The following is a 10,679-nucleotide window of genomic DNA, read 5'->3' on the forward strand; positions in this document are numbered from 1 at the left end:
CTCTTGATGTACACAATCAAGGCAATATTTCTCAGGACTTGTATAGTTAAAAAATGAAAAACAAGAAATTTTTTTGTGAAATATTAAGAAATGAGACTCTCAGAATTATATGCTTATACATTCTATTATTTATTATATAATAAAAATAGATGAGTACAACTCGATATTGTGGGATAGAGAATTTTCTTGAATCTGAATTCAGGAAAAATTAGGTAAAATTAGAAAAGTTCTAATCATAAAAATAGGAACAGAAATGATTTTACTCATACTGTTCCTATTTAGTAAAAAGTCCGATTCAAACAAACTTTTCATGTACTTATTTTAATGTATGCAGTGCTAAAATAGCTGAATTAACTTTGTTTTGCACAGAATCTGCTCGAGATGTTAAAACGATTGGGAATTTTGATCCTAAAATTAAATTAGCCGTTTGTGCATTTGCAAAATATGTTAATGATTTGTAGAGTGTGTTGCCAACATCAAGGTGCGGAACAATTAACGCGTCGACGTCGCCTGCAATATCAGACTCAATGCCCTTTTCAATTGCACTTTCTTTATCAATTGCGTTATCAAAGGCGAACGGTCCTTCTACGTTTAAAAACTCGTGTTGTTTAAAGTGTGCAGCAATTTCTGCAGCATCTACAGACGAAGGTATTTTAGTTGTAGGGTGTTCTAAGGATGATAATAATCCGACATTTAAACTTTTATAACCAATATTTTTAGCAAAGCTTTCAATATTTTCAATCATATGAATACGATCATCTATACTAGGTTTTACATTTAAAGCAACATCACTGATTATCAACATTTTATGATACGAAGGAATATCGAAACACGATACATGATTTAAAAACTGCCGATCATCCATAAACGTTTTGTGTTTGAGCACAAAAGATAAAATTTCTGATGAAGGTAAATTACCTTTCATTAAAATATGAGGTTGTTCTGAGTTCAAGTCATCAGCACACTTTTTAAAGACATCTTCTCGCTCTTGAAATGTTCGTAAGTGAATACGACTTAATAAATCACCTTCAATGTTAAAAGAACGTATTAATTCTGTAGGATCTTTTGTCCCATAAAGTGTTACATGACACTTTGTTTGTTTAAGTAATTGCACAATTGCTGCGATTGTTTTCTCATCATTCGCAAATAAAACACCAACGTTACCTTGTAACTCTTGGGTATTAGAGATCAATGTATCGAATTCCATAGCTAATCTCCTCTCATTTCAAATAGATTACATCGCATGGTTTTGTTCTATCATTTCTCTTGCGTTTTCTCTAGTCAATTTCGTGACATTAGCTCCAGAAATCATTCTTGCAACTTCATCTATACGATTCTCTCCTGTAAGTTCTTCGACGTGAGTTGTTGTTCTATCGTCTTGTGAGGCCTTACTGATTAATAGATGATGGTCACTCATTGATGCGACTTGTGGCAAGTGTGAGATACATATAACTTGAATATACTCAGAAATGGCACGCATTTTTTCCGCCATTTTTTGAGCGGCAATTCCTGAAACGCCAGAATCGACTTCATCAAATAATATAGCTGTTTGACCGCGTGATTTAACAAAAATGCTTTTTAAAGCTAACATGATACGAGACAATTCACCACCAGAGGCTATTTTAGCCAGACTTTTTAGTGGTTCACCTTTATTCGGGCTAATTAATATTTCTATTTTTTCTATACCCTCTGCATTTGGTTCATCTAAAGGTTTGAATGAGATTTCGAGATTGGCATCTTTCATTTGTAGATTTTGAATTTCCTCTACAATATGATCTCTTAGTTCACGCGCCACTTTTCTTCTTTCTTTTGAAAGCATTTGACCTTCTTTATTTAATTGTTCTTGTAACTGAGTAATCTCTTCTTTTAAATTTGCTGTACTTTGTTCATAATTTTCTATTTTGTTAATTTCATCATCTAGTTTAGCTTGATACTGTATTAAACTAGAAATATCTTTACCATATTTTCTTTTGAGATTATTTAATAAATTCATACGAGATTCTAATTCATTTAAATACTGCTCATCAAATTCTGAATTTGATAGTTCATCATATAGCTCATGTTTAGCATCTTCCAGCGTATAGTAAAATTGGTCAACTTGTTCTTTAAGTTCAGTGAACTTTTTAGGAATAATTTCATCAATATTCGCAAGTTGCAGACTTAATTCATAGAGGCGATCTGGAATAGCTTGTTCATCTGTTAACGTTGCATGAGCCGCATTTAAAGCTAAACTTAAATTTTCAGAATTTTGAATACGTTTAATATCTGCTTCTAATTGTTCAACTTCGCCCTCTTGTAAATTTGCTTCTGAAAGTTCATCAGCCTGAAACTTCATTAAGTCTAATCTTTGAAGTAATGCTTGGTCAGCAGATTCCAATTCATCGAGTTCATGTGTTTTAGCTTTAAATGTTTGATAAGTATTTTGGTATTGCTTTAAAATGTCATCATATTTGCCATCTGAGTATGAATCTATCAATTGAAGATGATACTTTTGTTTTAGTAGTGATTGCGTCTCGTGTTGACCATGAATATCCAATAATTCTTGCATAATTAAACGCAAGTCATGTAAGGTTACCGTTTGATTGTTAACTTTACATAAACTTTTACCTGAACTGAAGATTTCTCTTTTGACGATTAAAAAATCCTCATCCGCATCAACTTCTAACTCATTCAGCGTGCGAATAACTTCTGGATTGTTATCAATATCAAAGATACCTTCTATGGTTGCTTTCTTTTCGCCATGACGAACAAAATCTGAAGATGCACGCATACCTATAAGTTGTCCAATAGCATCGATGATGATAGATTTACCTGAACCTGTTTCACCGCTTAATACGGTTAATCCATCTCCGAAATTAATTTCTAATTCATCAATGATAGCAAACTGTTTAATTGTTAGTGTTTGTAACATGGCTTATCGCTTCCTTATAACAAATTAAAAATACGTGTTTTGATAGCATTAGCTGCTTCCTCATCGTGACAAATGAGTAAGCAAGTATCATCACCACAAATTGTACCGAGTACTTCATCCCAATCGATTTGGTCTAAGATAGCGCCGATAGATTGCGCATTACCTGGGAGTGTTTTTAAAACTAATAAATTACCGGTTCCTTCAATATTTACAAAAGAATCCATTAAATATCGTCCGAGTTTTTCTAAGGGATGATATTTTCTATCATTTGGTAAACTATAAATGTATTGACCTGTCGGTGCAGGTACTTTGATTAACTGTAATTCTTTAATATCTCGTGAAACAGTTGCTTGTGTTACATTCAAATCAAATGAATTTAAACGTTTTACCAATTCATCTTGAGTTTCAACCTGCTCAGTGGATATGATTTCTCTGATTTTTATGTGTCTTACTGATTTTTTAGCCACTTTTCTTACACCTCAAATTACGAATATTTATACAATCATAGTATCACATGTTTGGACAAAATGCTTTTATTTTCTTCTAATTTAGCGTCTTTATGCTCAAGATTAGTGCATATTTATAAAACTTTATAAATAGAAATAAGCTAAGTCTAAATTGAATATTAGGACTCAGCTTATTATTTTAGTGATCACGTTTGTAGAACAACTGCGTTAGATTTTCAAGTTCAGTTGTATCGTAATGTCTATCTGATAATTGTTTTAAACATTGGTTCGCTTGCTCAACATGATATTCAAGTCGCTCTTCTGTTTCTTCTAAACCTAGTAAAGTTACATAGGTGCTTTTATGATTTTTCTCATCGCTACCAACAGGTTTACCTAATTTTTCAGCATCACCATAGACATCTAATAAGTCATCTTTAATTTGGAATATTAAGCCTAAATGCTCACTATACGTATCAAGAACCTCTGATATTTCAGTGTCTGCTTTCGCAATAGTTGCTGCTGCATTAATAGCAAAAGATAATAATGCGCCAGTTTTTTCACGATGAATTTGTTGTAAAGTGTCTAAAGAGATTTTTTTATTTTCATTTTCCATATCTAATGTTTGTCCGCCAATCATGCCTAAATGACCACTTGCATCAGAAAGTTGTGTGATTAAAGCTACTTTAGTTTCAGAATCAATCGCATCGTCTGTACTGATTAAGTTAAAAGCTTTTGTTAATAGAGCATCTCCTGCTAATAGTGCTTTCCATTCTCCATAAACTTTATGATTTGTTAATTTGCCTCTTCGATAATCATCATCATCCATAGCGGGTAAATCATCATGAATGAGTGAGTATGTGTGTACCATTTCTAACGCTAAAGCAGTACGGATACCCTTAGTGTAAGTGTGGTTTTTAGAAAGCATTTTTAAAGTTTCTAATAATAGAACTGGACGAATACGTTTTCCTCCAGCTTCAAGAGAATAACGCATACTTTCTTCTAAATTAGTGCCAAGAGCTGAATTAGGAATCGTTTCTAGTAATTGCTGGTTGATGATTTCAATAATTTTATTCATTTTCATTCTCAGCTGATGCTTCAGCTTGTTCTCCATCATTAGATTTCATGAGTTCATTCACTTTCTTTTCTGCACTTTTTAACGTTTCATCACAAGATGCTGAAAGTTTCATCCCTCTTTGGTATAAGTCTAATGCTTCTTCCAAAGAAACTGTTTCATTATCTAATTTTTTTACAATGTTTTCTAATTCTTCCATCATATTTTCGAAACTTTGTTCATTACTCATCTTTATTGCACCTAACTTTCTTCACTATTGTATCAACTTCTCCATCTTTCATGGTTAAACTGATGTGATCATTAGTTTTTAATGATTGCGTACTTGTAATAACTTGGTTATCTTTATTGACAATCGTATAACCGCGCAACATCGTGTTAGTTGGACTTAAATTATTTAAGTTTTCTAACCGTTGTGCCAACTTAGTTTTGGCATTACTAAGGATGTTATTCATTGATTTATTTAAAACTTTATCGAGTTGCGATTTGTTTAAAACAGCTTGTTGAGTCAGTTGTTTCAAATCTCTCACATTTATACGACTATTCAGCAGATTAATACGCTGACGTAAATAAGTCAGTTGATTAGTCATCGCAGTACTTAGTTGTTTTTCAAGCTCATCTCGTCGTTGGATTTGTTGATCATATAACAACGATGGTTGCTTAAATTTATAATAAGAAGCCACATGCTCTAAATGCTTTTTCTTATTATTGATTAATTGGACAATGTGTCTTGATAAGCTTAACTCTATTTGTTTAATATATTGAGTCAGTTCTACTTGGTCCGGCGTTGCAATTACAGCAGCTTGTGTAGGTGTAGCAGCTCGTACATCTGCTACAAAATCGCTTAATGTAAAGTCCGTTTCGTGGCCGACTGCGGAAATAACAGGAGTCTGAGTATCAAAGATTGCACGTACTACATCTTCTTCGTTAAAATTCCACAAATCTTCAATAGAACCTCCGCCACGTCCTAAAATAATAACATCTGCTCCCAATGTATCAGCGTATCGCAATTTTTCTACAATATCATTTTTAGCCTGTTCTCCTTGAACTAATGTGCTGATTTGAATTTGTTCAACCAATGGAAATCGGCTATTAATTGTAGAATGAATATCTCGTATTGCAGCACCTGTACTTGCAGTCAGTACTGCAATTTTTTTAGGGAGTTTTGGAATCGGTTTTTTGTGACTCATATCAAATAAACCTTGTTTAGTTAACGCTTTTTTCAGCTCTTCTAAACGTTGATATAAATTACCGATACCGTCTAGATGCATTTTATTAACATATATTTGATAATTACCGCGTCTTTCATACACACTAACACGTGCTTCTATTAAGACTTCATCCCCTTCTTTGGGTGTGAAATCTAATTTACTTGCTTGTGCTTTAAACATCATAGCATTTACGACACTGTTGTTATCTTTCAGATTAAAATATAAGTGACCACTACTATGACGTTTAAAATTTGATAATTCACCTTTAAGTAAAACTGATTGCAGGTGTGGGTCTTGGTCAAATTTATATTTGATATATTTAGTTAAGGCTGTAACACTTAAATAATCGGACATACTAATCACTCTATCCTATTGATTTAAATTACTTAATACACCGTTGATAAAACGATAATGATCTTCATCACTGAATTGTTTAGCAAGTTCAACAGCTTCATTGATAACGACTTTTGGTGGTGTATCACTATGCTCAAGTTCAAAAGCAGCGATTCTTAAAATGATACGGTCTGATTTCAATAATCGAGAGATTTTCCAATCTTTTAGATTTTCTTGGATTTTTTGATCAAGTACTGGTTCGTGGTCTTTTACGCCTGATACTAACCAATGAATAAAATCAAATTCTAAATCCGGATAATCATCTTTAATAAAATTAATGGCTTCATCTATAGATAAATCTGTATTCTTCATTTCAAGTTGAAACAGTGCTTGAAATGCTTGGCTTCTTGATTCTTTACGACTCATTGAGCGTGCTCCTTTGTTACTTATTTCTTGTTATTTTTAACTTCAATATGTGTGATATGAACGTTGACTTGTTTAGGAACTATAGTTGTCATATTGCTGAGGGAATTGAAAATCGTTTGTTGAATTTTCAATGCTGTTTGAGAGATGTTGATACCATACTTAAACTCACAGAATACATCTATATAAATTCCATCTTCTTTTGTTTCAAGTTTTATACCTTTAGTTAAATTTTTGCGATTCAACTTTTCAGGTGAAGCATTTTTAATTTCAGCAAAGTGTCCAGTTAATCCATCTATTTCAGATGTTGCAATACTTGCAATTGAGATTAATACTTCTGGAGAGATTTCCACTCTACCTAAATGTGCATGTGTATCTTCTGATACTTTTACCATGTGAATGCCTCCTTCTTAATCCTCTTTCATAATATCATTTTGTTCTAAGAATTTAGTGTTATATCGTCCGCTATTAAAAATGTCGTTTTCTAATAAACGAATATGGAATGGGATTGTTGTATCTATACCTAACACTAAGAACTCACTTAAGGCACGTAAACCTGCCATAATCGTTTCTTCACGAGTAGGTTCATGAACAATTAATTTAGCAACCATAGAATCGTAATAAGGAGGAATTGTATAGTTTGTATAACAAGCTGATTCAATTCTTACACCATAGCCTCCTGGCGCTAAATATTGAGTGATTTTACCTGGTGATGGCATAAAGTTTTTATATGGATTTTCAGCATTAATACGAAACTCCATTGCATGTCCATTAATCTTAATGTCGTCTTGTGTGAATGGCAATGGCTCACCCATTGCAACTAATAATTGTAATTTTACTAGATCAATCCCAGTAACCATTTCTGTAACCGGATGTTCAACTTGGATTCTAGTATTCATTTCCATGAAGTAATACTCGTCAGTATCTAAGTCATAGATATACTCAATTGTGCCTGCATTTTCATAATTTACTGCTTTGGCAGCTCTAATAGAAGCTTGACCCATTTCATGTCTTTTTTCTGGGGTCAATATCGGTGAAGGTGCTTCTTCAACAAGTTTTTGCATTCTGCGTTGAATTGTACAATCACGTTCACCTAATTGAATTACATTACCATATTGATCACCGATAATCTGGAATTCGATATGACGGAAATTCTCAATGAATTTTTCAAGATACAAACCACCATTCCCAAAGGCAGTTTCTGCTTCTTGTTGTGTCATTTTATAACCATTTTCTAATTCTTTTTCATCTCTGGCTACACGAATCCCTTTACCACCACCGCCTGCAGTGGCTTTAATGATAACTGGATAACCAATTTCTTCTGCAGTTTTTTTAGCATCCTCAATTGAATCTACTAGACCATCACTGCCAGGCACAACCGGTACATTCGCATTAATCATTTCATCTTTAGCTACGTCTTTAATCCCCATCTTTTGAATGGATTCATAACTTGGACCGACAAACTTAAGTTGACATGCTTCGCATAATTCTGCGAAATCTCCATTTTCTGCCAAGAATCCATAACCTGGATGTACTGCATCACATCCAGTAGAAGTAGCGATAGATAAGATGTTTGGAATATTTAAATATGAATCTTTAGATTGTGTAGGACCCACACAGTACGCTTCATCAGCAATTTGAGTATGTAGTGCTTCTTTATCCCCTTCAGAATAAATTGCAACTGTGTGTAACCCTAAATCCTTACACGCTCTGATAATTCTAACGGCAATTTCGCCGCGATTGGCAATTAAAACTTTTTTCATTATTATTTCACCTTAAATAACGGTTGGCCATACTCTACCATTTGTCCGTCTTCAACTAAGATTTCAGTAATTTCCCCAGAAACTTCTGCTTGAATTTCATTAAATAACTTCATAGCTTCTAAAATACATACTGTTGAATCATTTGATACAGTATCCCCAACTTTTACATAAGCTTCTTCTTCTGGTGACGGTGATTTATAGAATGTTCCTACCATTGGTGCGTTAATTGTTTTCCCCTGATCAGCTTCTGAATTTGCAGCAGAAGAAGCTTCGCTGACAGCTGAATCATTTTGTACAGGTGCTGGCGCAGCTGCTTGTGCAGGGAAAGCTTGTTGAGAAATTTGTGGTGTAATGATTTCTCTTTCTTTTTCTTTCTTTAAGTTAATAATACTTCCCTTGTTATCTTCGATATTAATTTCAGTAAGATTTGAATTATCTAGTATTTCAATTAATTCCTTGATTTCTTTAAAATTCATAGTACTGCTCCTTCAGATTGTTTTTACTCTTCTTGTATATTTTACTTGACTGAAATTATCAATTCAAGCATATCACTATAACTTTAGACATTCTCATGATGTAAAACAAAGATAATAAAATAAAAGAACCCCTTTCATTCATCTAATCCATCAACATAAAAAGTTGACTATCATTAAAGGATTGGATGTCAGAAAAGGGGTCATTTAAAATTTAGGCTCTTGAAACGTAACTTCCATCGCCAGTGTTGATTACGAGAACGTCTCCTTCGTTTACGAAAAGAGGTACGTTTAGCGTATATCCAGTTTCTACTGTAGCTGATTTAGTTGCACCAGTTGCAGTATCACCTTTAATACCAGGCTCAGTTTCTGTTACTGTAAGCTCAACAGTTTTAGGTAATTCTACACCAATTGTTTCGCCTTCGTAAGTTTGGATTTGAACTTCCATATTTGCTTTCAAATATTTTAATGCTTCTTCTAAATAATCTCCAGGCAATTCAGTTTGTTCAAATGTTTGATTGTCCATAAATACATGAGTATCACCATCTGCATATAAATATTGCATGCGGTGGTTTTCAATCATTGCTTGTTCTACTTTTTCACCTGCGCGGAATGTTTTTTCTTGAATTGCGCCAGTTCTTAAGTTTCTTAGTTTAGAGCGAACAAATGCTGAACCTTTACCTGGTTTTACATGTTGGAAATCAATAACTTTCCAAATACCGTTATCAACAGATATTGTTAAACCTGTTTTAAAATCATTAACCGAAATCATTCAGTTTCCTCCTCATATACGCTTTCATTATAAAATAATAAGGTCTTTTGTGCATTTAGTAAAGACTTCATTACCATTTTCTGTGATTAAGATGTCATCTTCTATTCTGATTCCACCTAGTCCTTCTATATAGATACCCGGTTCTACCGTTACGCAATTATTTGGGACTAATACATAATCAGATTGTTTGGCAAGCATAGGTTGTTCATGAATTTCTAAGCCGATACCATGTCCTGTGGAATGTCCGAAATTATCTCCATAACCGTAACTTGCGATAATATCACGTGCAATCGCATCTGCTTCTTTGCCTGTCATGCCTGCTTTGATTTGTGCAACAGCAGTTTTTTGTGCTTCTAAAACAATATTATAAGCTTCTACTAGTTTAGGGTCTGGTTGACCAATCGCAAATGTACGAGTGATATCAGATACATAACCATTATAATATGCACCAAAATCTAAAGTGATTAGCTCACCTTCTTCAATGACTTTGTCACTTGCGACACCATGTGGTAATGCACCTCTGTAGCCTGATGCTACGATTGTGTCAAAGGATGGACCACTTGCCCCTAGTTTCAACATTTTACCTTCTAATTCGGCTTTTAATTCTTGTTCTGTCATACCTGCTTTTGCAATACTTAAAATGTACTCATATGTTTTATCTACAATATCTGCAGCTTTTTGAATTGTATCAATCTCTGATTGATCCTTGATAGCTCTAATATCTTCAATCGCACTGCCAATACTTTGATATTCAACATCAGAATCATTTAATTGTTGGAATGTATCATAACTGACGATATGTCCTTCAAAACCAGCATACTTTACTTCGTTTTGTTCGAGCACGGATTTAACTTCATCAATTAAACCTGCAGAACGATTTACAATTTCAAATTCAGAAGCTTGGTTTGTAGCTTGATCAATATAACGGAAATCCGTAATCAAGATACGACGCTCAGGTGTAATAACTAAAGCGCCACTTGTGCCTGTAAAACCTGATAAATAACGACGGTTGTAATCAGATAATACAACTAACGCATCTAAATTTTTTTCTGAAATAATTTGATTTACTTTTTCAATTCTAGACATACATACTCCTCCTATGTCATTCTTAATCATGTAATTTTATGGAGCTGTGATAGTGATTTTATCACTTTTATTATAATCAAAGTTTATCACAAAGCGGATAGAACTATAAGCTTTTATACCTCATATTAAGGAACATTACGCTAAAAGTATAAGAAAATTAAAGTGCAAACTGAAATATAAGAATCTAAGAAC

The 10,679-nt window shown here is 33.5% G+C and carries 12 protein-coding genes; all 12 read right to left on the reverse strand.

The window, feature by feature from the left end:
* Nucleotides 1-316 precede the first annotated feature (316 nt).
* Nucleotides 317-1,207 carry a phosphate acyltransferase gene (locus tag BU038_RS10790; RefSeq protein WP_107606042.1) on the reverse strand — a complete coding sequence of 297 codons (891 nt, stop codon included), beginning with the start codon at nucleotides 1,205-1,207 and terminating at the stop codon, nucleotides 317-319.
* 27 nt (nucleotides 1,208-1,234) lie between these two features.
* Nucleotides 1,235-2,911 carry a DNA repair protein RecN gene (recN, locus tag BU038_RS10795; protein ID WP_107606043.1) on the reverse strand — a complete coding sequence of 559 codons (1,677 nt, stop codon included), beginning with the start codon at nucleotides 2,909-2,911 and terminating at the stop codon, nucleotides 1,235-1,237.
* 14 nt (nucleotides 2,912-2,925) lie between these two features.
* Entirely contained in the window at nucleotides 2,926-3,378 is a 453-nt protein-coding gene (gene ahrC, locus BU038_RS10800; RefSeq protein WP_107606044.1) for a transcriptional regulator AhrC/ArgR, read from the reverse strand.
* 178 nt (nucleotides 3,379-3,556) lie between these two features.
* Nucleotides 3,557-4,432 (reverse strand): polyprenyl synthetase family protein, encoded by an 876-nt coding sequence (locus BU038_RS10805; protein ID WP_107606050.1) that lies wholly within the window; start codon nucleotides 4,430-4,432, stop codon nucleotides 3,557-3,559.
* Entirely contained in the window at nucleotides 4,425-4,658 is a 234-nt protein-coding gene (locus BU038_RS10810) for an exodeoxyribonuclease VII small subunit (RefSeq protein WP_107606045.1), read from the reverse strand. The genes BU038_RS10805 and BU038_RS10810 overlap by 8 nt, the downstream gene beginning before the upstream one ends.
* Complete coding sequence (gene xseA, locus BU038_RS10815) at nucleotides 4,651-5,991, reverse strand: exodeoxyribonuclease VII large subunit (protein WP_107606046.1); 1,341 nt, start codon at nucleotides 5,989-5,991, stop codon at nucleotides 4,651-4,653. Before xseA ends, BU038_RS10810 begins: the two co-directional genes overlap by 8 nt.
* Before the next feature lie 15 nt (nucleotides 5,992-6,006).
* Nucleotides 6,007-6,396, reverse strand: coding sequence for a transcription antitermination factor NusB (nusB, locus tag BU038_RS10820; RefSeq protein ID WP_002481021.1), 390 nt, complete (start codon nucleotides 6,394-6,396; stop codon nucleotides 6,007-6,009).
* A 20-nt stretch (nucleotides 6,397-6,416) separates the two neighbouring features.
* Complete coding sequence (locus BU038_RS10825) at nucleotides 6,417-6,788, reverse strand: Asp23/Gls24 family envelope stress response protein (RefSeq protein WP_107606047.1); 372 nt, start codon at nucleotides 6,786-6,788, stop codon at nucleotides 6,417-6,419.
* A 15-nt stretch (nucleotides 6,789-6,803) separates the two neighbouring features.
* Entirely contained in the window at nucleotides 6,804-8,156 is a 1,353-nt protein-coding gene (accC, locus tag BU038_RS10830) for an acetyl-CoA carboxylase biotin carboxylase subunit (RefSeq protein WP_107606048.1), read from the reverse strand.
* A 2-nt stretch (nucleotides 8,157-8,158) separates the two neighbouring features.
* Nucleotides 8,159-8,632 (reverse strand): acetyl-CoA carboxylase biotin carboxyl carrier protein, encoded by a 474-nt coding sequence (accB, locus tag BU038_RS10835; RefSeq protein WP_002481024.1) that lies wholly within the window; start codon nucleotides 8,630-8,632, stop codon nucleotides 8,159-8,161.
* A 211-nt stretch (nucleotides 8,633-8,843) separates the two neighbouring features.
* Complete coding sequence (efp, locus tag BU038_RS10840; protein ID WP_002481025.1) at nucleotides 8,844-9,401, reverse strand: elongation factor P; 558 nt, start codon at nucleotides 9,399-9,401, stop codon at nucleotides 8,844-8,846.
* A gap of 27 nt (nucleotides 9,402-9,428) precedes the next feature.
* Nucleotides 9,429-10,487: a M24 family metallopeptidase gene (locus tag BU038_RS10845; RefSeq protein ID WP_107606049.1), complete on the reverse strand. Its 1,059-nt coding sequence runs from the start codon at nucleotides 10,485-10,487 to the stop codon at nucleotides 9,429-9,431.
* Nucleotides 10,488-10,679 lie beyond the last annotated feature (192 nt).

Source organism: Staphylococcus simulans (assembly GCF_003043455.1).
GTDB lineage: Bacteria > Bacillota > Bacilli > Staphylococcales > Staphylococcaceae > Staphylococcus > Staphylococcus simulans_A.